Here is a 22,517-nt window from a genome sequence, read left to right on the forward strand (position 1 = left end):
TCACATCGCCTCCGACGAGGTAGTGGTATCGGCCGGCTCGGCCAGGCCGTGCCGGGCACCTTGGACCACCAGGTCGACGGCTTCTTGCGGGTCGTCGACGAGGTGGATCAGGGACAGATCGCCTTCGCCGATGGTCCCACGCGTCAGGGCCGAATCACGCAGCCAGTCCAGCAGACCGCCCCAGTAGCTGCTGCCGAGCAGGACGATCGGGAAAGAGGTCACCTTGCGAGTCTGGACGAGCGTGAGCGCCTCGAACATCTCATCGAGGGTGCCCATCCCACCGGGCAGGACGACGAAGCCCTCGGCATATTTGACGAACATCGTCTTTCGCACGAAGAAGTAGCGGAAGTTCACGCCGAGGTCGACAAATTCGTTCAGGCCGGTCTCGAAGGGCAACTCGATGCCCAAGCCGACGGACAGACCGCCGGCGCGTAGCGCACCCTTGTTCGCGGCCTCCATCGCCCCGGGGCCACCGCCGGTGATGCAGGCGAAGCCGGCCCGGGCGATGGCCGCGCCGACGGCTTCACCGAGGGCGTAGTCGGGGTGGTCGCGGGGGGTGCGGGCCGACCCGAAGACGGAGATCGCCGGACCGACTTCGGCCAGGCCGCCGAATCCCTCGACGAACTCGCTCTGGATGCGCAGCACGCGCCAGGGATCGGTGTGCACCCAGTCGGTGCGTCCGTCGCCGTCGAGTAGGCGCTGATCGGTGGTGCTCTTGGGCACTTGGGAGCGGCGTAACTGGACCGGGCCGCGCTGGTAGACGTTCTCGGGCGAGGGCCGCCCGCTCACTGCAGCCATCGGACGAGCGCCTCTTCGCAGGTCAGGTACTGCGCGGTGGGGCAGCGCTCGTCGTCCATGTGCGCGAGGTTGGGATCGCCGGGGCCGAAGTTGACCGCGGGCACCCCCATCGCCGAGAAGCGGGCGACATCGGTCCAGCCCTGCTTGGCCTCGACCGGCAGGTCGAGTGCGGCGACGAAGGCCTGCGCGGCCGGCAGGTGCAGCCCGGGGCGCGCCCCCCCGGCGTTGTCGACGACGGTGATCTCGAAGCCGTCGAAGACCTGGCGTACGTGCGCCTCGGCCTGCGCCGGCGAGACCGACGGGGCATAGCGATAGTTGACCGTGACCACGCACCGGTCGGGGATGACATTGGTCGCGGTGCCGCCGCTGATCAGGACCGCATTGAGGGCCTCGCGATAGTCGAGCCCGTCGACGGAGCGCGTGGCGGGCTCGTAGTCCGTCAGCCGCCGCAGGATCTCACCGGCATCGTGAATCGCATTGTGGCCCTTCCATGGCCGTGCCGAATGGGCGGCGATGCCCTTGGTGGTGATCTCGGCGCGCAGCGTCCCTTTGCAGCCGCCCTCGACGGCGGCATCGGTCGGCTCCAGGAGCACGGCGAAATCGGCGTCCGTGATCAACTCCGGCCGCTGCCTTTCGATCAGACCGAGGCCATTGAAGGCGCTGTCGATCTCCTCGGCCTCGTAGAAGACGAGGCTCAGGTCGCGCGTGGGCTCGTGAATGGTCGCGGCCACCCGCAGCATGACGGCCACGCCACCCTTCATATCCACGGTGCCGCGCCCGCGCAAGATCTCCTGACCGGCCTCGGTCACTCGGACGGTCGGCAGATTGGACGGGTCCATCGTCAACGGCACGGTGTCGATATGGCCGGCGAGCACGACTCGTTCGGCGCGGCCGAGGTGGGTGCGGGCGACGAGGCTGTTGCCGATGCGGGTGACCGTGAGGTGGGGCAGGGGGCGCAGGGCAGCCTCGATGAGGTCGGCCAGCGCGGCTTCGCCCAGGCTGACCGACTCGATATCGCAGACGGCGGCAGTCAGGGTGACAACATCCGTCGCCAGGTCCAAAGTGGGCATGACCGAACGATAACGGCGGCTGGTGACAACCGGTTGTCGGCACGCCAACCTAGGATGGCGCCCCATGACGCAGACATCGCCCACGCGCCCCGCCTGGGGTTTCGGACTGGCGACCGAGACCGACGATGGCCAGGTGCTGGACGCCTGGTTCCCCAGCCCCGCCCTGGGCGAGCATGACGACTCCGCGCCGGTCCCACCGCAGTTGCTGGCGCTGGAGCGCCGCGACGAGGCGCGCGGCGTCCGCGTTCACCACGTGGGCGTGAGCATCGATCTCGATACGGCACCCGCCGGCGCCCTCGATGCCTATCTCCGCCTCCACCTGCTCTCTCACCGGCTGGTTGCCCCCAACACCATCAATCTCGACGGGATCTTCGGCGCCCTGCCCAATGTCGTGTGGACCAATCACGGGCCCTGTGCCGTGGACGGCTTCGAGACGACCCGGGCGCGGCTGATGGCACGCGGACCGGTCCAGGTCTTCGGCGTGGACAAGTTCCCGCGAATGGTCGACTACGTCGTGCCGACGGGCGTGCGCATCGCGGACGCGGATCGCGTCCGGCTCGGTGCCCATCTCGCGGCTGGGACGACCGTCATGCACGAGGGCTTCGTCAACTTCAACGCTGGCACGCTCGGCACCTCCATGGTCGAGGGCCGGATCAGCCAGGGGGTCGTCGTCGGCGACGGCTCCGACATCGGCGGCGGAGCCTCGACGATGGGCACCCTCTCCGGCGGTGGCACCGAACGCGTGCGGATCGGGCAGCGTTGCCTGCTGGGGGCCGAGTCGGGCCTCGGCATCGCCCTCGGCGACGACTGCGTCGTCGAGGCCGGGCTCTACCTGACCGCCGGCACCAAGGTCACCCTCCCGGACGGAACGGTCGCGAAGGCTCGGGAGTTGTCCGGACAGAGCAGCCTGTTGTTCTTGCGCAACTCCGTGACGGGTGCGGTCGAGGCCCGGCCGCGTGACGGTCACGGGATCGTGCTGAACTCTGCGCTGCACGCCAACTGACCCCGACGACGTCCTCCCGATCCTGGCCGGCAACGGCACGCGGTCGGCACGTAGTCCCTGCCTTCAGCCCGGAGATTCCACAGATGTCCCGCCCGCCCGACGCCGCGACGCCGGACCCGCGCGTTGCCGCGGCATTCCGTCGGCGCCGCATCGGTGTCGGAGTGGCGCTGGTGGTCTTCCTCGGGGGCTTGGGCGCGGCCGGGGTCACGGGCTGGCGCTGGTACACCGCGCCCACCTGCCAGGCCACGGCGTCCGGGAGCACCTTCGCCTTCAGTCCGGAGCAGACACAGAATGCCGCCACCATCGCCGCGGTGGCCATCAAACGCGGGCTGCCGGCGCGAGCGATCACCATCGCCTTGGCTACCGCTTTGCAGGAGTCCGACCTGCGCAATATCGACCATGGCGACCGCGACTCGGTCGGCCTGTTCCAGCAGCGACCGTCCCAGGGCTGGGGCAGCGCTGAGCAGATCTTGGACCCGGTGTATTCCGCGGGCGCCTTCTACGACGAGTTGATCAAGGTCGACAACTACGCCGAGCGGCCGATCACCGAGGTCGCCCAAGCCGTGCAGCGCAGTGCCTATCCGAGCGCGTATGCCGATCACGAGCAGCAGGGTCGAGCCCTCGCCTCCACATTGGCTGGGCACTCCCCCGCCGGCCTCGCCTGCCGGCTCGCCGATCCGGCGACGCCCGGCGACGCCCGCGCCCTGAGCGCCGATCTTCGGGCTCAGCTCGGTGAGGTCGCCACGACGCAGGAGGCGGACGGCGGGACGCGGGTGATCGTCCATACGAGCTCGTCGACGCGGGCCTGGACGGTCGCCGAGTGGGCCATGGCTCAAGCCGACGGCCGCGGCATCACGACGATCGACGTCGCCGACCGCCGCTGGACGCGTGGCTCCGGCGGGGGCGCGCTGACCTGGGCGAGTACGTCGGCCGAGGCATCTGGGACCACGGTCGTTATCACCATCGATTGACGGCCGCCCCGGCCGCTGGCCTTAGCGGTCGGTCATCGCGATGTAGTCGCGGGCCGCCTCGCCGATGTAGACCTGACGCGGGCGGCCGATCTTGGTCGCCGGGTCGTTGATCATCTCGCGCCACTGGGCGATCCAGCCAGGCAGGCGGCCCAAGGCGAACAGGACCGTGAACATGCGCGTCGGGAAGCCCATGGCCTTGTAGATCAGGCCGGTGTAGAAGTCGACATTGGGATACAGCCGGCGCTCGACGAAGTAGTCGTCGGCTAGGGCGATCTCTTCGAGGCGCTTGGCGATCTCGAGCAGGGGGTCGTCGGCGCCGAGCTTGCCGAGGATCTCATCCGCCGTCGCCTTGATGATCGACGCGCGCGGGTCGTAGTTCTTGTAGACCCGGTGGCCGAAGCCCATCAGCCGCTGGTTGGTCTCCTTGTTCTTGATCTTCGTCATGAAGGCCTGCGGGTCCTCACCAGAAGAGTGCAGCGCGCCCAGCATCTCCAGCACCTGCTGGTTGGCACCGCCGTGCAGCGGACCGAAGAGGGCATTGATGCCCGCCGAGATCGACGCGAACATATTGGCCTGCGAGGACCCAACCAGGCGCACGGTCGACGTCGAGCAGTTCTGCTCGTGATCGGCGTGCAGGAGCAGGAGCAGGTCGAGTCCCTTGACGACGACCGGATCCAGCTCATAGGGCTCCGCGGGGAAACCGAAGGTCATCCGCAGGAAATTCTCGGTCACCGAGAGCGAGTTGTCCGGGTAGAGGAAGGGCTGGCCGACGCTCTTCTTATAGGCATAGGCCGCGATCGTGGGCAGCTTGGCGAGCAACCGGAAGGTGGAGATCTCGACTTGGTCGGGGTCGAAGGGGTCAAGGCTGTCCTGATAGAAGGTCGACAGCGCCGACACCGCGGAGGACAGGACCGGCATCGGGTGGGCGTCGCGGGGGAAGCCGTTGAAGAAGAGCTTGAGGTCTTCGTGCAACAACGTATGCCGGCGCACCTTGGCGTCGAAGGCGGCAAACTCTTGCGCGGTGGGCAGCTTGCCGTAGATCAGCAGATAGGTGGTCTCGAGGAAGTTGGAGTGCTCGGCGAGCTGCTCGATCGGGTAGCCGCGATAGCGCAAGATCCCCTTGTCGCCGTCGATGAAGGTGATGGCGCTCGAACACGAGGCGGTATTGACGAAGCCGGTGTCGAGGGTGACATCGCCGGTCTCCTTGAGCAGGGCCGAGATGTCGAGTCCGTCATTGCCCTCGGTCGCCGGCACGCCGCGCAACGTGAGCTGCTTGTCTCCGACGGTCAGGGTGCCACTGCGTGCTTCGCCATCAGCCATGGCGCGACGCTACCGCACCGTGGACGCGGCAGGTAGGCATGTCCTGCTCACACAGATGCTCAGGATGGCCCCCTGATCATCAATGGGGCAGAGCGCATCTCGATGACCATATGATGCGCTTATGTCATAATGATGCATGCGAACGACCTTGAGCATCGACGATGAGGTCTTCACGGCCGCGCGAGTTATCGCCGCTGACGAAGGCCGGACGATTGGCAGCGTCATCTCTGAGTTGGCGCGCCGATCGCTCAGTCCGACGCGCCTGACCGTCGCCGCGGACGGGTTTCCCGTCTTCGACGCCCCGGCAAATCTGACGCCGCTCACCCACGATGTCGTCGCCAGAGCCCTGGATGAGGAATGACCGCAGGCCTACCGGACGTAAACGTGCTGCTGGCGCTTATGTGGCCGCAGCACATCGGTCACCTCGCGGCGCGTGCCTGGTTGCGCGGTCATGCTGCTACTGGCTGGGCGACCACACCGATCACCGAATCGGGATTCGTCCGGCTGTCATGCAATCGCGCAGTGGTGCAAGCACCGACTGATCCGCCGGGAGCACTTGCCGCTCTCGCCCAGTTGACGGCCGTGGGCAGCCACCGGTTCGTTGCGGACGAGGTCGTGGGTGTCCTGGCCCCGCAGTTCGTGTCGCATGTCCGGGGCTATCGACACGTAACCGACGCGCATTTGCTCAGCATCTGCGCTCAGGCCGGTCTGACTATGGTGACTTTCGACCGGGGTATGACGTCGCTCGCCCCTCGGAACTCCGCCTTGATCCACGTCCTCGATACCTGAGGGATCTCAGGCGGACAGGCGGGCCGCCGCTTCCGCGATGTGCGCGTCGGTCGCCGTCAAGGCGATGCGCACGTGGCGGGCCCCGGCCGCGCCATAGAAGGCGCCCGGGGCGGCCAAGACGCCAAGGTCGGCTAGCCGGCCGATGGTGATCCAGCAGTCCTCGTCGGCGCTCGCCCACAGATAGAGCCCGGCCTCGGAGTCGTCGACCCGCAGCCCGTATGCCGCCACCCCCGCCAGCAGCGTCGCGCGGCGCGCGGCATACCGGGCCTTTTGCTCCACGACGTGGGTCTCGTCGGCCAGGGCGGCGATCATCGCGCGCTGCACCGGCCAGGGCATCATCATCCCGGCGTGCTTGCGCACCTCGAGCAGTTCGCGGATCAGCACCGGATCCCCGGCCGCGAAGGCTGCGCGGTAGCCCGCGAGATTCGACTGCTTGGACAGGGAGTACACGCAGAGCAGCCCCTCATGGGAGCCGCCGGTGACGCGGGGGTCGAGGATCGACGGCGTGGTCGGGGGCTCGCCGTGGGCGGCCGGCTCGCGCGGGCGCCAGTCGAGCTCGGCATAGCACTCGTCGGAGGCGACGATCACCCCGTGCCGCCGCGCCCAGTCCACGACCTTCGCCAGGTGCTCGATGCCGAGCACCTTGCCGGTGGGATTGCTCGGGCTGTTGAGCCACAACAGTTTTGGCGTGGTCGAACGCGTCAAGGGGCCTAGTGCGGTGAGCGAGTCCACCGGCACGGGCGTTGCACCGGCGAGGCGGGCGCCCACGTCATACGTCGGGTAGGCGGCTCGCGGGAAGGCGACGATATCGCCGGCGCCGAGACCGAGCAGGGTGGGCAGCCAGGCGACCAGTTCCTTGGACCCGATGGTGGGCAGAACGCCGTCGGGGTCGAGCCCCTCGACGCCGCGGCGAGCGGCGAACCAGGTCGCGACGGCCTCGCGCAGGTCGGGCGTGCCATAGGTCTGGGGGTAGCCGGGGGCGTCGGCGGCGGCGCGCAGGGCGTCTTGGACGACCTGGGGAGTCGGGTCGACGGGGGTGCCGATGGAGAGGTCGATCAGGCCCCCGGCGTGCGAACTCGCCCGCGCCTTGTAGGGCGCGAGCGAGTCCCAGGGAAAGTCGGGCAGTGAGCGCATGCCCTATTCGGCTTGCTCCTGCGGGGGCAGCGCCATGATCAGCGGGTGATCCTTGTTGATCAGGCCGAGCTTGGCGGCGCCGCCCGGGCTGCCGAGGTCGTCGAAGAACTCGACATTGGCCTTGTAGTAGTCGGCCCACTGCTCGGGCACGTCGTCCTCGTAATAGATCGCCTCGACCGGGCAGACCGGCTCACACGCGCCGCAGTCGACGCACTCGTCGGGGTGGATGTAGAGCATCCGATCGCCCTCGTAGATGCAATCGACCGGACACTCCTCGATGCAGGCCTTGTCCTTGAGGTCCACGCACGGCTGGGCAATCACATACGTCATGCCAGGCATTCTATGGGGGGCCCGCAGGCATACGCTGCCCGGATGACTGTTGTGCCATCCGACACCATCGCCACCGAAGCGGGCGCCATGCCGGCGCACGTGTGGCTGCCGCCAGCCGGGCACGGGCCGGGCATCGTGCTCTTCCAGGAGATCTTCGGGATCAGCCCGTATGTCGAGCGGCGGGCCGCCGATCTGGCCGCGCTCGGCAATGTCGTCGTGGCACCTGAGTTCTACTGGCGCCTCGGGGCGTCCGGCGTGGCCAATGGGCCGGACATGCTCACCGAGGGGTTGGCGCTCGTGCAGCGCTTCGATTGGGAGGCCGGGGTGCGGGACGGGGCGACGGCATACGGCTGGCTGCGCGAGCGGCCGGAGGTGACCGGAGCGGTGGGGCTGGTGGGCTTCTGCTTCGGCGGGGGCTTGGCCTTCAATGTGGCGGCGATCACCGACCCGGCGTTGCTGGTCAGCTATTACGGCTCGGCCCTGCCGGGCCTGCTGGATCTGGCGCCGCAGGTGAGTGCGCCGAGCCTGCATCATTTCGGGCAGGCCGACAGCTATATCGACGGCGACGCGGTGGCGCGGATCCGCGCGGCGGTCGACGGGCCGGAGGTCGAGTTCTACACCTACCCCGAGGCCGACCACGCCTTCGACAATGCCGACTTCGTCAGCTATCACCCGCAGGCGTCGACGATCGCCTGGGGGATGACCGAGAAGTTCTTGCGAAAGCACTTGCCCGCGTGAGGGATTCGGGGCCGGTCGCTGCGAGCGACGAGGTGCGGGCGGTGGTTCGTTTCCGGATCGAGCCGGCGCCGCCGCCCGGCGAGCCGTACCTGACCGATGCGGTCGGCACGGTTATCGTCAACGGCCCGGACGAGATCGTCTTAGCGACGCGTCGTGGGCGGGTCGCGATCCCCCGGCGCCTCGTGGTCGCCACCAGGATCGTCCCGCCGGCGCCGCCGAGACGGGGCGTGGTCGGTGGTGAGTTGGCTCCGCTGGAGCTGCATCGGGAGGTAGCCGACTCGTGGCCGCCGATGGAGCGCACGCAACTGGGCGACTGGATCCTGCGGGCGTCCCGCGGCTTCACCTCGCGCGGGAATTCCGTTGTCCCGGTTGGTGATCCGGGCCTGCCGTTGAATGCAGCGCTGGATGCTGTCGAAAGCTGGTATGCCGATCGCGGACTCCCGGCCAACCTCACCCTGGCCGATCCGCGGCCGTCTACCGATGCGGCCGGTGTGCTCACGGTCGATGTGTCACGCGATCCCGTCGGCGCGCTGCTCATCGACCGCGGGTATGCCGTGTCCGACCCGAGCCTCTTCCTGACCGCCACGCCCGCGGTCGTCCACCGATCCTTGGTCGGCATGGCCCGGGTCGAACGCGGGCCGGCCGGCCGGGTCACCGTGCAGGCCGACAGGGCACTGACAGATGCGTGGCTGGCGTGCTATGAGGGCTATCGGAGCAACGACGCCGAGGCCGCACGGGCAATCATGACCGGCTCCCCCGCACAGGCGTTCGCCACGGCGCTCATGGATGGGCGCGCGGTGGGTGTGGGCCGGCTCGGGATGAGCGGCTCATGGGGCGGGCTGGCCGCGATGTGGGTGGACCCGGCATACCGCCGCAGCGGAGTGGCCCAGGGGATGATGGGCGAACTCGTCGCTGCCGCAACCGATCTCGGCGCGCAACGCCTGCACCTGCAGGTATGGGCGCACAACGAGCCCGCTCTCGCGCTCTACCGCCGCCTCGGCTTCCGCGTCCACCACGCCTATGTCAACGCCACCGGCTAACCTCCGTCTTTCACGGGGCAGCGGTTTGATGACGTGAGGTGCGTGGAGGGGCTGTCGGCGTGTGGGGGCAGGCGTTGGTGCCGCGTGGCGCTGCGGTGCGGGTTTTCGAGGGTCCTTGGGTCGCGGTGGTCAGGGCCGAGTGTGTTGTCAGGTCAGGAGCGGGATGGCCATCACAGCGGTGAATGCGGCGATGGCGGCCTGGGTCCAGGNCAGCCAGGCGGTCAGGTCGCCGCGATCGCGACCGCGAGAAGCCAGGCGGTGTTGATGCCGTACTCGCGGTGGGGGTACCTCCCGCTTGCGGGGGAGGGGAAGCGGCCGAGGCCGGTGTCTTTCGCGTGCCGGATGCCGTCTTCGACGCGGGCGTGGGCGCGGTGGCGGGCTGCGAGGAACGCCAACTGTCCGGTGGTGGTGTTGGTCGCGAATGCTTGGTAGCGCCACCCGTCGGCGTGTTCGAAGAGGGAGAGTTGCGCGCCGGGGTGGGGGTGTTCCCGACGCACGATCACCCGCATCCCGGTCGGCCATTTCTCGGTCATCTCCTTCGGGAGTAGGCCGGTGATCTCGACGATGTCGGCGTGCTCACGGACATCCCCGTCGGTGTCCATCGCGGGGGTCCAGGCCCGTTTCGGCACCCGCGTGATGGCCTCGCGGATGGTCTCGGTGACCGCGAACCCGACGCGGTACTGGACCGAACGGCCCCGCCTCCCACTGGTTTTCGCGGTGTTCATCCTGGTGATCCAGTCCAGCAGCTCGTGGGCGTACCCGGCCCCATCGACCCGAAACAGGAGGCTCTTGCGGTGCGGGGCGGGGATGTGCGCGATCGCCTCGCTCAACACGCCGGTGTGGTCGGCGGCGGTGTTCGAGCCGGCGTTCCCCGGCCGCAACGTCGCGGCGAGCAGTTCGCCGGTGTTATCGCACCAGACCCCGATCGGGTGATACCCGAAGGTCTTCTTAAACGTCCGCGCCGCGTGTTCCTTCTCCGAGTGGGCGATCACGATCGTGGCGTCGACATCCAGCACGACCAGATCCTTCGGCAACGTGCTGTCGGCCACTCGGGGCCGCCGGGAGCCCGCCCGGTCACCAGATATCGCCAACCCGCTCGACCACGAAGTACGCTTCACCTACGGAGTGCCTTCCCGCTCAGGAACTTTGAACTGTCGTAAGTCCAAGTATCCCGTTGCAGGACAGGCACTTCCGTACTTTCACACCCCAGACACGCCGATCACTCATGCACGATCGAGGCTAAGAGCGGTGTAAGACGAGCCAGCCCCAGGGTATAACACTCTTACAACTGTTTCACCCAACACTTGCCCCCCTGGCTGCCGGACATCAAGCTGGTGGTGCATCTCATCTCAGTTGGTGGTGCATCTCATCTCAAGACAATCGCGCCGCCGGAATATTGGCATCTATACTAGGAGTAGTACTAATGGGTTCACACAACGCGAGATCTCGGCACATCTCCCCGCGTGCTAGGGCAACAACAAGAGCGATTTGTGGGATCTTTGTCAGTGCGATACTGATTTTAGCCTCGCCATGGATATCGTATGCGGGTGTTAACCAGGGCGGTCGCTTCACATCGTCGAGCACAGCATTCGACGGGGTTAAAGCCTTGGTACAAGGAGTGAACTTTTTTCCCGGGTCTTCGAATTGCTTGCTGTATTCAATCTTGACTTCGCGTGATACACAACCAACCAGACACGTCGAGGCCGGGCTCGTACGATGCAACGGGATAACGATTGATGGAACCTGCGATGATGTCAGATTCGTTGAATATTACAACTCGAACACTTATACCTGCTACCCTCATGGAACTTTCAATACGGGGTCTTACTACAGCATCCAGATCAGCAGGAAGACTGCGACAACGTCCTCTTTCACTGCATATCTTGGCGGCGGTGAATACGAAACCTTCCCGGGCTTCTCAACTTCCGACAAATTGACGTTTATTGCCTGGGGTGAACAAACCGGACAGTACACGTCCTGCGACGGCTGGACTGGCCAAGGCACCTTTACCGATTTTTCCCGCCTCTATATCGGGGACGGATGGTCTTACCCACAAACGACACAGGTGCGTACGACCTGCTGGACCGTTGGCAGTATGAGTTCGACGGGAGACTTCCTTGTGGTGGAGTAGACGGCGGGTGCTTCTGGCGGCCACGACGTGCGCGGCGCTCGGCTCGCTCGGTGTCGGCTGGGCGATGGGGGTCGGCGGGTCTCGGGATTCTGACCTGAGCGCACCCTCGGACTACGTCACATCTCGCCAACACCTGGAGCACGGACTCTCGGCTGCCGACGCTGTCCGGTCGGGCACCGCATGGATGGACCACGGCGTCCTCGTCGCGGCGCAGGCGTCAGATCCCGAGGCATCAAACGGCCGCCCCGGTATCCGGCTCGATATCGAGGTCAAGGGAGCAAGCGCGGCCGATGGCGGATTCCTCGCCAGCACCTGGCAGGCCGATCTGGCCCAGGGCGTAATCGCCGAGCGGCTGGCCGGGGACTCGGGAAATCTCGCCGACACGATCGCCGAGGCCCACATCGAGTTCATCGATGAGACCGGGGACCGATCCGAGATCCCGAGCGGCGTCGGCGACCTCGAGCCTGGTCAGCGTTTCGGCGATCCTGCGATCACCGACGATCAGGCCAGGGCCGCGCTGACCGCCGCCGCAGAGAAGTTCGGGCTGACGGTGCTCGAAGCGCGCATCCTGCACCCGCTGGACCGGGCGGCATACGTGGTCGTCGAACTGCCTGATGAGCATGCGCTGGACGGCAAATTCGAAGCCCTGCGGCACGCGCTGCTCCACGACCCCAAGGCCTTTGAAGGCCTCTATCTCGAGGTCCGTGGTCCGGACGGCACGCCGCTAGCCCGCGGTTCGGTGGCATTCCGCTCGGGCGCCGGCCGGATCTGGCAGGCGCCCAGCTACGCCGACCGCTCGGGCGTCGCTCACGGCTGACCAGGTCAGCCGCAGATGACGAGGTCCTCGGGGATGTAGTGGGTGGTGAAAGTCGACTCCTTGACCACCTTGCTGCCGGACTTGAACACCCGCCCGACCGTGACATTGAAGCCCTCGGAGGGACTCTGCGGGACGCAGCCCTCTTTGGTGTCATGGATGGTCTTGGGCTCAACGACCGCCGTCCGCGGGCCCTTCCACGCGGTGACATCCCACGTCTTCTTGCCCTGGAAGGTGACCGTGATCGAGTTGGCGTCGACCTTGGTGGTGATCAGGATCCCGCCCTTGGTGGTGTTGGTGAACTTCTGGTCGACATCGGGCCAGGAGATCGTCGCCTCGCGCCCCTCGGGGTAGCGGGAGATATAGAAGCTATGCGGGTGGAACTCGTCGATCTGCGCACCGGAGAAGAAGACCGCGTTGAAGAGGGTCGTCGAGACCTGGGAGATGCCTCCGCCGTAGTCGGTCGTCAGCCGCCCGTTGTAGATCACCGGCGCACCGCGGTAGCCCTTCTCGGGGGTCCGCTTTCCGAGCAACCCGTTGAGCGAGAACTGTTCTCCCGGAGCGACATAGACGCCGTTGAGCTTGCTCGCGGCCAGGGTGATGTTGTGGGTCCGGTCCGGGTTGTACGGGAACTGGGTGGTGAATGTCGAGATGACACCGGTCGGCAGCGTCGCCTTGGCCTCGGCTGTGGTGAACGTGGCCGGCGCAGCGACAACAGGCACGTCCGCCGTGCGGTCTGAACTCGTGATCGCCGCCTCGATCGCCGCCGGCACCTTGGCGGCGTCGACGTCGAGACCGTCGATCGACGGGGCGACCTTGAACGAGCCCTCCGATGACGTCACGACCGCATTGCGCCCCTTCTGCAGCACCTTCGCCGCGAGCCCGGCCTTGCGGACCGCCCCGACGAGGGTCTTCTCGTCGTATGCCGCGGCGAGCGTCCCGCCGGTCGGCGTGAAGGTCACGCTGTCGGCGATGTCCGCACCGGCCACCTCGAAACTCTTCTCGCCCGCCTTGACCGTCACCGGGCCGGCGAGGATCGTGTCGGCCACGTCCGTCTTGACCTTCGTCGCTTCATCGGTGGTCACGTCGGGCTCGACCGTCTTGACGGCTCCGGTGATCTGCGGGACCTGTAGCCACCCCTTCGTCACGGCGTCGGCGGTTGCGGGCACGTCCACGCCCGATCCGTCGACCCCCGGGGTCACCGTAGCCACGCCCTTCTTGAACGCCAAGGTGGCGTCCTTCGGAGCCGTCGAGATCGCCTCGCCCGCGCTGGTCAGGGCAGCCTCGAGCTTGGCCTGGTCGACCGCCAGCTTGGCCGGCTCGGAGACGGACCCGGTCAGTCGGTTGATCAATTCAACGGGGTTGTAGGTCGTTCCCGTCAGCCCGTCGAGGGAGCCGGCACAGTCCACGGCGAGCCCCGCCGCGGCCGGGTCGAGACTGATCCGCTGCTCCCCCAAGTTGACCGGGATCGCGGCAGCCGCCTTGTCCTGCAGACCGGTTCGCAGCTTCTCCAGGGCCTGGGCGTGGCTCAGGCCGCCGATCTGCACCCCGCCGACGGTCGTGTCTTTGGCCGTGGAGTCGCCCATGGACACGGCGAGCGCGACATAGCCGCCGGCCAGGAGTGCCACGGCGCCCCCGGCGGCCCACGGCCAGACACGCCGTGTGCGGCGGGCGGTCGGCGTGGATTGCTGGTCGGTCATGCAAGGCTCCCAAATTGACTGCGGTAGTAGACGAGCGCTGCCTCGGGCTCGTCGGCGAGCGTGAGGGCGGTGACCCGTCCCAGGACGATCGAGTGGTCACCTGCCGGATGCACGGCATACGTCTCGCACTCGAGGGTAGCGAGGCTGCCGGTGATCATCACAACTCCGGACGCCCCGCGCGTGTGCGGGATCTGGTCGAGTTGACCGACCAACGGTCGCCCCGGCGTCGAAAGCCATTGCGCCGCAGGGCGTTGGCTCTTGCCCAAAATGGAGACTCCCCAGACGCCGGCATCGAGCACCGCCTCGTGGAAGCGGCTGGCGGTCTCGACGCACACCAGCACCAAAGGCGGCTCCAATGAGACCGACGTGACGGCATTCGCCGTCATCGCATGGTCGCGGCCGTCGGCGATGGTGCTGACGATGGTCACCCCGCCCGCGAGCCGGCCCAGAGCCGCGCGGAAGGTCCACGCATCCACCGGTATGCCGTTCGCCCCCGGCTGCTGCTCGTCGCTCACGGGATCAGTCCCTCCCCCGCGGGCCCTGGACGCACGAGCCCGGTGCGCGGATCGAGCGGGGCATAACCTTCGCGCCCGCTCAGCCGTGCCGCAACGAGATTCGAGAGGGTGAACCAGCCGTCCTCGACGACGATCTGGGTGGCGTGCGCGCGCATCGCGGCCGCCTGCCGGCGAGCCCCTTCGGCGTCCTGAACGACCCGCGGCACCAGAGTGTCAGGGACCATCGACGCTGTCAGCGGATCATCGGCGCCGGGGATGGTCACGCCGCGGGACGTGGCCGCGTCGACGTGTGCCGCGACCCAGGCCCGGTCCTGGGCGACCCAGCTGCGGCGGGTGAGCGCGGCATACATGGTCGGGGGTGACGCCATCGTGGCCACCGCGGCACACGCCACTCGGTGGGCCTGGATGTGGTCGGGGTGGGCGTAGCCGCCCTGGTTGTCGTAGGTGACGACGATGTCCGGCGCAACCTCGTCGATCACCTTGCGCGCCCAGGTAATTGCTTCGCCGAGGTCGGCCCGGACGAACGCGTCGGGACGTCGGGCACTGGGCGAGCCGGCCATTCCGGAGTCGCGGTATCGCGAGGGGTTGAGCAGACCGGCGCCTAGCACATGCCCGGTGGCGCCCAGCTGCCCGAGCGCGGCCCGCAGCTCACCGAGGCGGTATTCCCCCAACGCATCATCGTGATCCGCGTCCAGGTGCCTCAGCTCCGGCGGGATGACCTCGCCCTGCTCGCCCAGCGTGCACGTCAGGACGTGCACGTCGTGGCCCGCTGCGGCATACGCCCCGATCGCCACCCCAGTGGCGATGGACTCATCGTCAGGGTGGGCGTGGACGAACAGCAGGCGCACGACGGGCGTCCGGTCAGGCGTTCTTGGCGCGAGAAGCGGCCCGGGCGCGGGCGTTCTGGTCGAGTTCGACCTTGCGGATGCGCACGGAGGTCTGAGTCACCTCGACGCACTCGTCCTCGCGGCAGAACTCCAGCGACTGCTCCAGGCTCAGGCGACGGGGCGGGACGACCTTCTCGAAGTTGTCGGCGGAGGAGGCGCGGACGTTGGTCAGCTTCTTTTCTTTGGTGATGTTGACGTCCATGTCGTCGGCGCGCGAGTTCTCCCCGACGATCATGCCTTCGTAGACCTCGGTGCCCGGCTCGACGAAGAGCACCCCGCGCTCTTGCAGGTTCACCATGGCGTATGCCGTCACCGGCCCCGAGCGGTCAGCCACCAGCGAGCCGGAGATCCGGGTAGTGATCGGACCGAACCACGGCTCGTAGTTCTCGAAGACGTGGTGGGCGATGCCGGTGCCGCGGGTCTCGGTGAGGAACTCGGTGCGGAAGCCGATCAGGCCGCGGCTCGGCACGAGGAACTCCATCCGGATCCAGCCGGTCCCGTGGTTGGTCATCTGCTCCATGCGGCCCTTGCGCGCGGCCATGATCTGGGTGATCGTGCCGAGGAACTCCTCCGGCGTGTCGATCGTCAGGCGCTCGGTCGGCTCGTGCAGCTTGCCGCCGATCTCGCGGGTGACGACCTGCGGCTTGCCGACCGTCAGCTCGTAGCCCTCCCGCCGCATCTGCTCCACGAGGATCGCGAGCGCGAGCTCACCGCGGCCCTGGACCTCCCAGGCGTCGGGCCGCTCGGTGGGCAGGATGCGCATCGAGACATTGCCGATGAGTTCGCGATCGAGGCGGTCCTTGACCAGGCGCGCGGTGACCTTCGCGCCGCGGACGCGGCCGGCCATCGGCGAGGTGTTGGTGCCGATGGTCATCGAGATCGCCGGCTCGTCGACGGTGATCAGCGGCAGCGGGACGGGGTTCTCCGCGTCGGCAAGGGTCTCGCCGATGGTGATATCGGGGATGCCGGCGACAGCGATGATGTCGCCCGGGCCCGCGGTCTCGCCGGCCTGCAGCGGGACGCGCTCGAGGGCGTTGGTCATGAGCAACTCGGTGATCTTGACCTTCTGGATGCTCCCGTCGTGGCGGCACCAGGCGACTTGCTGGCCCTTGGCGATGGTGCCGTTGTGCACGCGGAGCAGCGCGAGCCGGCCGAGGAAGTTGCTGGCGTCGAGGTTGGTGACGTGCGCCTGCAGGGGCGCGCCCTCCTCATACGTCGGGGCCGGGATGTGGGTCAGGATGGTCTCGAAGAGCGCGGACAGGTCGGTGCCGTCGGGCAGTCCGCCGTCTTGCGGCCGCGTGTGGGAGGCCCGGCCCGCCTTGGCGCTGGCGTAGACCGTCGGCAGGTCGAGGTAGTGCTCCTTGCCCTCGGTGTCCTCGATGAGGTCCATGAGCAACTCCATGACCTCGTCCTCGACTTCGGCGATGCGCGCGTCGGGGCGGTCCACCTTGTTGATGCACAACACGACCGGCAGGTGGGCGGCCAGGGCCTTGCGCAACACGAAGCGGGTCTGCGGGAGTGGGCCTTCCGAGGCGTCGACGAGCAACACGACGCCGTCGACCATCGACAATCCGCGCTCGACCTCGCCGCCGAAGTCGGCGTGGCCGGGGGTGTCGATGATATTGATCGTCAGGCCGTCCGGCAGGCCGGCGGCGACGGCGACCGGCCCGGCATACCGGACGGCGGTGTTCTTGGCGAGGATGGTGATGCCCTTTTCGCGCTCGAGATCACCGGAGTCCATGGCGCGCTCGTCGACATGGTCGTGCTCGCCGAAGGCGCCGGACTGCCAGAGCATCTTGTCGACGAGGGTGGTCTTGCCATGGTCGACGTGGGCGACGATGGCGACATTGCGGATGTCGTTGCGGGACTGCGTGGGCATTACTCCATTGTCTCAGCCCGCGCCCGATGGTCCGGACGGCCCAGGCGCCACCTCGGGCCCAGGTCTCAGCAGGGGGCGGTGGAGAAGGTGTGCGACCACGTCGTCGTTCCCGTCAGCTGAAAGCCGGGCAAGGTGTTCGCCATAAGCGTGACCGTGCCACGTCCCCAATATGTGCGCGCGGGCTTCACGGACGCACCGCTGAGATACTGGGCGCCGGTGCTGAGCGGGACGACATAGCGGTCGTTGCGCGCACCACAGGGATCGAGAAAGGTCGGTTGCGCCACCGGGAGGACCTGGACGGGAGGCGCCCCGCAGTTCGTGCTGGTGGTCTTGGGCGCCGAGGGCGAGTAGTTGTTCCAGCCGACTGGGATTGTCACGCCGGCAAAGACCACTGGTTGCGAGATGTTGGACAGGCGCGCGGCGTAGTGCAGCGTCGGTGTGCCGCCGGCCGACCCAGAGCCACCGACCGTCCCGATCCGCTCACCGGGCTCGATCGGGTTGTCGATCGTCCATGTATCGAGATGGGCGTAGCCGGTTGTCCACCCACCCCCGTGGTCGACGAAGACCATATTCCCCCCTTCGACCCCGTAGGTGAACTTGGCGATGCCCCCTGCGGCGGCCAGCACGGGTTTGCCCTTCTCCAGGCTCTGTGGCCAGAGATTGAAGTCGACCGCGTTGCCATTGCCGCCGTGGCCCGCGCGTGTCGACGCCGTCCAGGCTTCGCCGCAAGGGTAGGGCGCGCGGAATGCCGGCATCACGGTCACCGACGTCAGGACGGCCCCGCGCGCAGAGAGAGTGCACCCGCATCGCCCATTCCCAGAGCAAGGGGGCCGACGGCAGCGACGGATGCACTGAGACCGAGCACGAGGTGGCGCCTGGACACCGGCAACGGTAAGACGTTCACCACGACATACATCCTTAGGATCAGGGCCGCCATTGGTCGGCGAGTGGGGCGAGAGTAGCGGGGCCGGCGAGGCCGACCCTGTTCACGGCTGGTTGATGACCGGCGGTCCGCAGATCTCCGGGTGGGTGATGTGCAGGCTCTCGTCCATGACGCCCGTATTGATGCACTGGTCGGTCATATATTGCAGGGTTGCCGGCTCCCAGGTGTTCCAGAAGTCGGCGTGAAAGGTATAGCCGGCCCCAGCAGCAGGCCACATCCCCGAGGAGAGGGCCACATCTTTGCCGTTCCCGCGATAGTCCCAGGACTCGGTGAAGACCAGCGTCGGGAGTCGGGCACCAAACCCGGCCGGACAAGCGCCCATAACTGGGTAGGCGACGTGCTGGACGAAGCCAGCGGGATGGCCGCCCATGAAGTCAGCTGTGTTGCCGTCCTGCTGGTGGTCGTTGAACTGTCCGTCCCAACAGCTCGGAAAGCGAACTGTGACCGTCAGCACCACCGCCTTCGTCACCGGGACACCCGGCTTCACCGATACCGCCGTCGCACAGTTCGCTTCGATCGGGGTGCGGTAACGGAAGCCTTGCCGCGCGGACTTGCTCGACAGGTTCCGCACGACCACGCGACAATGGACGGGTCGAGGTCGGCTGGGGACATCGCGGCAGGATTGCCCGCGACCATCCGCAAGTCTGGCGGAAACGCCCGAGTGGCCTGGGCGCCATCGACCTTCTGCACATTCCACCCCCAGTAGTAGCCCTCCGTGCGTGCGGTTTTCACAAGTGCACCGGTGACCGTGGACCGCAGGGTCGGCGCCCAATAGGCCGCCGAGTCACCCGCGATGTCGCAAGTCGAGTCACGGGCCACCACGTCCGCATAGTCGGCTCGCGTGGGGTCGGCCAGTTGCGACCACCCGGCAAAGCCGAAAAACTGATGCTCGTGTGCTGATACTCGTACGCCGCGAGCCACGATCGGATCGATCGTGGCCACTAAGCCTCGATCCACCGACGGACTTGGCGTGGTGAGGTGATCCGGCGCGTCGGAACATGAGAATGCCCCTGTGCTGAAACAGAATTGGAGTTCTTCAAGCTTCAGTTCCGTCTCGCACAAGGGGCATCTCGTAGGTGAAACTCTCTCACACCCTCACCCGGACGTCGGCGGTGTTCGACGACCCGAATCTCGTGTCGTCCGCCGGGCTGGTCCCGCTCCTGACGCTGGCGGACCGGGCAGGCCGACCCGATCAGCAAGAAGCCGCACCGCGACGCTGCCCGCATGGGCGACCACGCCGCTGCCGTCCCCAGATACCGCCAACCCGGTCGACCACGAAGTACGCTTCACCTACGGAGTGCCTTCCCGCTCAGGAACTTTGAACTGTCGTAAGTCCAAGTATCCCGTTGCAGGACAGGCACTTCCGTACTTTCACACCCCGGACACGCCGATCACTCATGCACGATCGAGGTTAGGGACATTTCGCGGCTGAACACGGGGTAAGTCACAGGTGTATCAGTCCTCGTCCGGCGTTACCGAGGCCATCGCACCGATTGCGCCGAGGTCGAAGGGCGTGCGCTGATAGACGCAGTAGTTCAGCCAGTTGGCGTAGAGCAGGAAGGCGTGCGAACGCCAGGTCACCATCGGCGGCTGGGTCGGGTCGTCGGCCGGGTAGTAATGCCGCGGGACCTCGATGTCGAGACCGCGGGCCACATCCCGGTCGTATTCGAGCTTGAGGGTGTCGCGCTCGTATTCGGGGTGGCCGGTGACATAGAGCTCGCGACCGTCCGAGCTGGCCGCGAGATAGACGCCCGCCTCGGGGGAGACCGCCAGGAGGTCAAGGCCCTCGGTCGCCTCGATGTCGGCGGCGCGGGTCTCCGTATGCCGTGAATGCGGCGCCGGGAACACCTCATCGAAGCCGCTCAGGACGCGATTGCGCGGATCGAGGACCCGGTGCGGGAAAACGCCGAAGATCTTCTGCGCCAACGGATACTTGCGGATCCCGTAGCGGTGGTATAGCCCCGCCTGGGCACCCCAACACACGTGCATGGTGGAGAAGACGTGGTCGCGGCTCCAATCCATGATCTGCTGCAGCTCGGGCCAGTAGTCGACCTGCTCGAACTCCAGCGTCTCGATCGGCGCGCCGGTAATGATCAGTCCGTCGAACTTGTGCTCGGCCGCCTCATCGAAGGTCTGGTAGAAGGCGTCCAAGTGGGCCTGCGCGGTGTTGCGCGGGTCGTGGCTGGCCATCCGGACCAGGCTGATCTCCAGTTGAAGCGGGGTATTGCCGAGCAGGCGGAGCAACTGCGTCTCGGTGGCCAGCTTGGTGGGCATCAGGTTGACGATGGCAATGTGCAGCGGCCGGATGTCCTGGTGCTCGGCTCGCCCCGGCGTCATCACGAAGACGTTCTCGCCTTCGAGGATGCGCCGGGCCGGCAGGGCACTCGGGATGGTGACGGGCACGTCTGCTCCTCACTCGGGATCGGGCGCCCATCTTCTCCCGTGGGCCGGTCAGTGGCTCAGTCGTTCCACAGTCTGGCGGCAGCCGCCGCTACGATCGGCCGGTTGCCGGGCAGCCAGTCGACCGACCAGAGGGCGTGGCGCGTCAGCCAGCGCAGTTCCGAATGCCCTGCCAGCGGAGCCGGTATGCCGTCGCTCACCTGCGCGATCGTGACCCGCATCCGATAGCGCTCACCGAGCGGCCACCACCTCGCCAACGGGCCGGGAATCTGTTCGCCGAGGGTGATGGTGACCCCGAGCTCCTCGCGAATCTCCCGATGCAACGCATCGTCGGGGCCCTCCCCCGGGTCGACCTTGCCGCCGGGGATCTCCCAGCCGCCGGCCAGCAGCGGCGGCTCGGTGCGCCGGGCGGTGAGCACCTGGGTGGGGACGGCGAGGTCGTCGACGAGAAGGGCGGCGACGACGTCGATGCGAGGGGACGGCATACGGCAAGTGTGCGCTGTGATCGTCAGTCGGTGGCGTGCAGGCGCCGGGCGGCTTCGGCGATGGAGCCGGTCAGGCTCGGGTAGACGGTGAAGGCGCTCGCGAGTTGGTCGACATTGAGGCGGTGCGCAACCGCCAGGGTGACGGGGAAGACCAACTCGGAGGCGCGCGGGGCGACCACCACGCCGCCCAGGACGGTGCCGCTGCCCTTCTCGGCGAGGAATTTCACGAAGCCGTCGGTGATGCCGAGCATCTTCGCGCGTGGGTTGCGCGACAACGGCAGGATGCCGACGTCAATGCTCAGGCCCTTGGCGTCCGCGTCCTTCTGGGACAGGCCGACGGTGGCGATCTCGGGGTCGGTGAAGATATTGGCCGACACGACGTCGAGGCTCAGCGGCGAGACGGCGTCGCCGAGGGCATGCGCCATGGCGATCCGGCCCTGCATGGCGGCCACCGAGGCGAGGGGCAGGACGCCGGTGCAGTCGCCCGCGGCATACACGCCGCGCACGCTGGTCCGCGACACCCGGTCGATGAGGATGTGGCCGCTCTCCGCGGTCTGGACGCCGACCTCGGCGAGCCCCAGGCCGGCGGTCTGGGGCACGGAGCCAACCGCGAGCAGGGCGTGGGAGCCCTCGACGACCCGGCCGTCGGTCAGGGTGACGGCGACTCCGGTAGCGACGCCAGCCGTATCACGGACGACCTCGGTGGCTTCCATGCGCGAGCGGGAGAGCACGGTCATTCCGCGCTTGGTGAAGACGTCCTCGATCACGGCGGCCGCGTCGGTGTCCTCGCCGGGGAGAACCTGGTCGCGGCTGGAGACGAGCGTGACCCGGGCCCCGAGGCCGAGATAGGCCTGTGCGAGCTCCGCGCCGGTGACGCCGGAGCCGACGACGATCAGGTGCTCGGGCAACTCGGCGAGGCCGTAGATCTGCTGCCAGGTCAGGATGCGCTCGCCGTCCGGCTGCGCTGTCGGCATGACGCGGGGACTGGCGCCGGTCGCGAGCAGAATAACGTCGGCGGGCAGGTCGGACTCGTCGTCGCCCGAGCGCACGCGGACCGTCTGGGCGTCGATGAGGTGGGCCTCGCCGGGAAGGACGCGCACGCCGACCTCATCGAGCCGGCGGGCGATGTCGCTGCTCTGGGCCAAGGCGAGATCGAGGACTCGCTGGTTGACCCGCGGCAGGTCCGCACGGGCGTGGGCGATGGCGTCGCCCTCCTCATCGCGCAGGTCGACGCCGAGTTCGGGGGCCAAGGCGATGCCAGACATATAGTCCGCAGTCGCAATGAGGGTCTTGCTCGGGACACAGTCGGTGAGCACGGCCGCGCCCCCGAGCCCGTCGCGCTCGACAATGGTGACCTCGGCACCGAGGTGCGCGGCGACGAGAGCGGCTTCGTACCCGCCGGGTCCCCCTCCGACGATGACAACTCGACTGCGCGCGTTCATACCTGCCCTTTCCGCGTCCGACCCACGACACCTTCGTTTATGCCGAGCCACTCGACCACGAGGGACGGGGGTCCCCGCGAAGTATCGCAGCGACGCAGGAGCGAAGAACTTCGTGGGGTTGCCTTGCA

At 67.5% G+C, this 22,517-nt stretch carries 23 protein-coding genes; 7 read left to right on the forward strand and 16 right to left on the reverse strand.

The annotated features are described in order from the left end of the window. Together ABD209_RS03005 and dapE are read right to left on the reverse strand one after the other, a co-directional pair. Complete coding sequence (locus ABD209_RS03005) at window positions 1-798, reverse strand: LOG family protein (protein WP_344061904.1); 798 nt, start codon at window positions 796-798, stop codon at window positions 1-3. Next, complete coding sequence (gene dapE / locus ABD209_RS03010; protein WP_344061907.1) at window positions 786-1,868, reverse strand: succinyl-diaminopimelate desuccinylase; 1,083 nt, start codon at window positions 1,866-1,868, stop codon at window positions 786-788. Before dapE ends, ABD209_RS03005 begins: the two co-directional genes overlap by 13 nt. A gap of 64 nt (window positions 1,869-1,932) precedes the next feature. Here dapE and dapD point away from each other — a divergent pair, with 64 nt between their 5' ends. Both dapD and ABD209_RS03020 read left to right on the forward strand, forming a co-directional pair. After that, window positions 1,933-2,871, forward strand: coding sequence for a 2,3,4,5-tetrahydropyridine-2,6-dicarboxylate N-succinyltransferase (gene dapD, locus ABD209_RS03015; protein ID WP_344061910.1), 939 nt, complete (start codon window positions 1,933-1,935; stop codon window positions 2,869-2,871). Window positions 2,872-2,954: 83 nt separating this feature from the next. After that, window positions 2,955-3,842 carry a hypothetical protein gene (locus tag ABD209_RS03020; RefSeq protein WP_344061914.1) on the forward strand — a complete coding sequence of 296 codons (888 nt, stop codon included), beginning with the start codon at window positions 2,955-2,957 and terminating at the stop codon, window positions 3,840-3,842. Between the two features lie 21 nt (window positions 3,843-3,863). Here ABD209_RS03020 and ABD209_RS03025 read toward each other — a convergent pair whose 3' ends face one another. Further along, a complete protein-coding gene (locus ABD209_RS03025) occupies window positions 3,864-5,162 on the reverse strand; it encodes a citrate synthase (protein ID WP_344061917.1) in 1,299 nt (432 codons plus the stop codon). Window positions 5,163-5,298: 136 nt separating this feature from the next. Between ABD209_RS03025 and ABD209_RS03030 the strand changes: the two genes are divergently transcribed. Both ABD209_RS03030 and ABD209_RS03035 read left to right on the forward strand, forming a co-directional pair. Beyond that, window positions 5,299-5,523: an antitoxin gene (locus tag ABD209_RS03030; RefSeq protein ID WP_344061920.1), complete on the forward strand. Its 225-nt coding sequence runs from the start codon at window positions 5,299-5,301 to the stop codon at window positions 5,521-5,523. Then, window positions 5,520-5,951 carry a TA system VapC family ribonuclease toxin gene (locus ABD209_RS03035; RefSeq protein ID WP_344061923.1) on the forward strand — a complete coding sequence of 144 codons (432 nt, stop codon included), beginning with the start codon at window positions 5,520-5,522 and terminating at the stop codon, window positions 5,949-5,951. The genes ABD209_RS03030 and ABD209_RS03035 overlap by 4 nt, the downstream gene beginning before the upstream one ends. Window positions 5,952-5,957: 6 nt before the next feature. Here ABD209_RS03035 and dapC read toward each other — a convergent pair whose 3' ends face one another. Beyond that, window positions 5,958-7,085 carry a succinyldiaminopimelate transaminase gene (dapC, locus tag ABD209_RS03040; protein ID WP_344061926.1) on the reverse strand — a complete coding sequence of 376 codons (1,128 nt, stop codon included), beginning with the start codon at window positions 7,083-7,085 and terminating at the stop codon, window positions 5,958-5,960. A gap of 3 nt (window positions 7,086-7,088) precedes the next feature. Then, complete coding sequence (gene fdxA, locus ABD209_RS03045; protein ID WP_324386851.1) at window positions 7,089-7,415, reverse strand: ferredoxin; 327 nt, start codon at window positions 7,413-7,415, stop codon at window positions 7,089-7,091. Window positions 7,416-7,457: 42 nt separating this feature from the next. Between fdxA and ABD209_RS03050 the strand changes: the two genes are divergently transcribed. Further along, window positions 7,458-8,153, forward strand: a complete 696-nt coding sequence (locus ABD209_RS03050; RefSeq protein WP_344061932.1) for a dienelactone hydrolase family protein — start codon at window positions 7,458-7,460, stop codon at window positions 8,151-8,153. Window positions 8,154-8,194: 41 nt separating this feature from the next. Continuing rightward, window positions 8,195-9,193 carry a GNAT family N-acetyltransferase gene (locus ABD209_RS03055; RefSeq protein ID WP_344061935.1) on the forward strand — a complete coding sequence of 333 codons (999 nt, stop codon included), beginning with the start codon at window positions 8,195-8,197 and terminating at the stop codon, window positions 9,191-9,193. Between the two features lie 221 nt (window positions 9,194-9,414). On the opposite strand, the gene ABD209_RS03060 is transcribed toward ABD209_RS03055, so the two are convergent. After that, complete coding sequence (locus tag ABD209_RS03060) at window positions 9,415-10,311, reverse strand: transposase (protein WP_425564550.1); 897 nt, start codon at window positions 10,309-10,311, stop codon at window positions 9,415-9,417. 1,020 nt (window positions 10,312-11,331) lie between these two features. Here ABD209_RS03060 and ABD209_RS03065 point away from each other — a divergent pair. After that, entirely contained in the window at window positions 11,332-12,141 is an 810-nt protein-coding gene (locus ABD209_RS03065) for a hypothetical protein (RefSeq protein WP_344061941.1), read from the forward strand. A gap of 5 nt (window positions 12,142-12,146) precedes the next feature. On the opposite strand, the gene ABD209_RS03070 is transcribed toward ABD209_RS03065, so the two are convergent. From ABD209_RS03070 to ABD209_RS03110, 10 genes are all read right to left on the reverse strand, one after another. Beyond that, complete coding sequence (locus ABD209_RS03070; RefSeq protein WP_344061944.1) at window positions 12,147-13,838, reverse strand: VanW family protein; 1,692 nt, start codon at window positions 13,836-13,838, stop codon at window positions 12,147-12,149. Continuing rightward, complete coding sequence (locus tag ABD209_RS03075; RefSeq protein WP_344061947.1) at window positions 13,835-14,353, reverse strand: flavin reductase family protein; 519 nt, start codon at window positions 14,351-14,353, stop codon at window positions 13,835-13,837. Before ABD209_RS03075 ends, ABD209_RS03070 begins: the two co-directional genes overlap by 4 nt. Further along, the gene (gene mshB / locus ABD209_RS03080; RefSeq protein WP_344061950.1) at window positions 14,350-15,201 is read right to left on the reverse strand and encodes an N-acetyl-1-D-myo-inositol-2-amino-2-deoxy-alpha-D-glucopyranoside deacetylase; all 852 of its coding nucleotides are present in this window, start codon (window positions 15,199-15,201) and stop codon (window positions 14,350-14,352) included. Before mshB ends, ABD209_RS03075 begins: the two co-directional genes overlap by 4 nt. 13 nt (window positions 15,202-15,214) lie before the next feature. Then, window positions 15,215-17,119 (reverse strand): translational GTPase TypA, encoded by a 1,905-nt coding sequence (gene typA / locus ABD209_RS03085; protein ID WP_344061953.1) that lies wholly within the window; start codon window positions 17,117-17,119, stop codon window positions 15,215-15,217. Between the two features lie 65 nt (window positions 17,120-17,184). Then, window positions 17,185-17,874 (reverse strand): M23 family metallopeptidase, encoded by a 690-nt coding sequence (locus tag ABD209_RS03090; protein ID WP_344062111.1) that lies wholly within the window; start codon window positions 17,872-17,874, stop codon window positions 17,185-17,187. Between the two features lie 231 nt (window positions 17,875-18,105). After that, window positions 18,106-18,639 (reverse strand): DUF1996 domain-containing protein, encoded by a 534-nt coding sequence (locus ABD209_RS03095; protein WP_344061956.1) that lies wholly within the window; start codon window positions 18,637-18,639, stop codon window positions 18,106-18,108. Beyond that, on the reverse strand, window positions 18,546-19,019 hold the full coding sequence (locus ABD209_RS19730; protein WP_425564551.1) for a DUF1996 domain-containing protein: 474 nt from the start codon (window positions 19,017-19,019) through the stop codon (window positions 18,546-18,548). Before ABD209_RS19730 ends, ABD209_RS03095 begins: the two co-directional genes overlap by 94 nt. Window positions 19,020-19,517: 498 nt before the next feature. Next, entirely contained in the window at window positions 19,518-20,465 is a 948-nt protein-coding gene (gene metA / locus ABD209_RS03100; RefSeq protein ID WP_344061959.1) for a homoserine O-acetyltransferase MetA, read from the reverse strand. A gap of 56 nt (window positions 20,466-20,521) precedes the next feature. Next, the gene (locus tag ABD209_RS03105) at window positions 20,522-20,947 is read right to left on the reverse strand and encodes a (deoxy)nucleoside triphosphate pyrophosphohydrolase (protein WP_344061962.1); all 426 of its coding nucleotides are present in this window, start codon (window positions 20,945-20,947) and stop codon (window positions 20,522-20,524) included. Between the two features lie 23 nt (window positions 20,948-20,970). Next, window positions 20,971-22,389 carry an NAD(P)H-quinone dehydrogenase gene (locus ABD209_RS03110; RefSeq protein ID WP_344061966.1) on the reverse strand — a complete coding sequence of 473 codons (1,419 nt, stop codon included), beginning with the start codon at window positions 22,387-22,389 and terminating at the stop codon, window positions 20,971-20,973. Window positions 22,390-22,517 lie beyond the last annotated feature (128 nt).

The organism is Nostocoides vanveenii, assembly GCF_039531165.1.
GTDB classification, from domain to species: domain Bacteria; phylum Actinomycetota; class Actinomycetes; order Actinomycetales; family Dermatophilaceae; genus Nostocoides_A; species Nostocoides_A vanveenii.